Consider the following 1233-nt stretch of genomic DNA (forward strand, 5'->3'; position numbering starts at 1 on the left):
CCCTTAGTGCCAGGGTGGTTGTGAACGACGGACCTTAGGAGGTTTTGTTCATGGCCGGTCCACAGTTGCCTGAGTTGGTTCCGTTGGCGTTGGCGTCGCCACCGACCGTTGAAGCCCCGATGGTTGCCCGGAAGGCCAAGCCCAAGACGTCACGCGAGGAGGTCGAGGAAGTCTTGGCTATGCCGCCGCGTGTGCTGGCGGCGGGGGAAGTCCTCGATGAGGAGCTGTTGACGTCGCTTGATGCGGTAGCGTTCGTATTCTCCCCGTACCGTGTTACCCGTGCTGGCAGTTGTTTTCATCCAACGCAGCAGCGGCAAATGATCACGATTTATAACCTGTTGCCGCACGGCACGAAAGGCCCGTGGTGTGCTCGGCAGGGAATCAAAACTCTCTCTATCAATCGCTGGGCCCGCACATTGCAGACAGCAAAGTCCACTGATGATGGTCTCGATGGCATTCAACGGGCTAAACGCACTGTTGATGATGCGTTTCGGGGAAGGTATTCACCTGAGTACATCCGTGAGATTGTCATCGGATACGGCTTGGTGCCGCATGGTCAGAAAGAAGCGTGGTTGATTGAACATGGACTTGCTGATCACACCGTGCGACGCTGGACAGCAATGGTTGCCGATGGTGATCTACCGACGCGTACTACACCGAGGAGGATTGGAACGTTGACGATGGATGAGTGTGTTGAAATCCAGCAGCTACGCAAGGAAATCTCCACCCTGATGCAGCAAAAGCGCAAACTCGAACTCGATGCGAAACGTCGGGAGGAAGCTATGCAGCGTGCCCTGGATAAGGCGACGGAAAGAGCAGAGCGGGCTGAACTGGCCACTGATGCGTTGGGAAAAGCTTTAGCGACCATGCCAGGGCTACCTGGCGTGGACTCAGACGCGGAGGAAAAGTCCTCACCGACGCCCAACAACACCTCTACGAGAAAGGACGGCAAGCGGAAGAAGCGCTGATCAACCAGCTCGTTTCTGTCGGCTACTCCAAAACGAAGGCGATGGACATTATCGGCGCATCGCGCAGCCGGCTCTTTTACGAAACCAATCCTCGCCCGCGCACCGAACATCCGATCCCTTATCACCAACGCCGGATCAGCCGGCTGGCGGATACCACTGTCAATCGCATCTTGGAATTGTTAGACACCAATCCACATTCCGGGGTGGACCAGGTGTTTTACGCCGCGTTGAACAATGGGATTTACCTGGCAAGCCTGCGCAGCTT

Annotated in this window: 2 protein-coding genes; both read left to right on the forward strand. The window is 56.3% G+C overall.

Annotated elements, in window-relative coordinates; genetic code table 11:
• Nucleotides 1-50: 50 nt before the first annotated feature.
• Nucleotides 51-968 carry an SIMPL domain-containing protein gene (locus HMPREF2129_RS10730; protein ID WP_052093135.1) on the forward strand — a complete coding sequence of 306 codons (918 nt, stop codon included), beginning with the start codon at nt 51-53 and terminating at the stop codon, nt 966-968.
• Nucleotides 969-1009: 41 nt separating this feature from the next.
• Nucleotides 1010-1233: hypothetical protein (locus HMPREF2129_RS10415; RefSeq protein WP_034666372.1), on the forward strand; the 224-nt coding region annotated here is incomplete at its 3' end.

This window comes from Corynebacterium tuscaniense DNF00037 (assembly GCF_000759055.1).
GTDB classification, from domain to species: Bacteria; Actinomycetota; Actinomycetes; order Mycobacteriales; family Mycobacteriaceae; genus Corynebacterium; species Corynebacterium tuscaniense.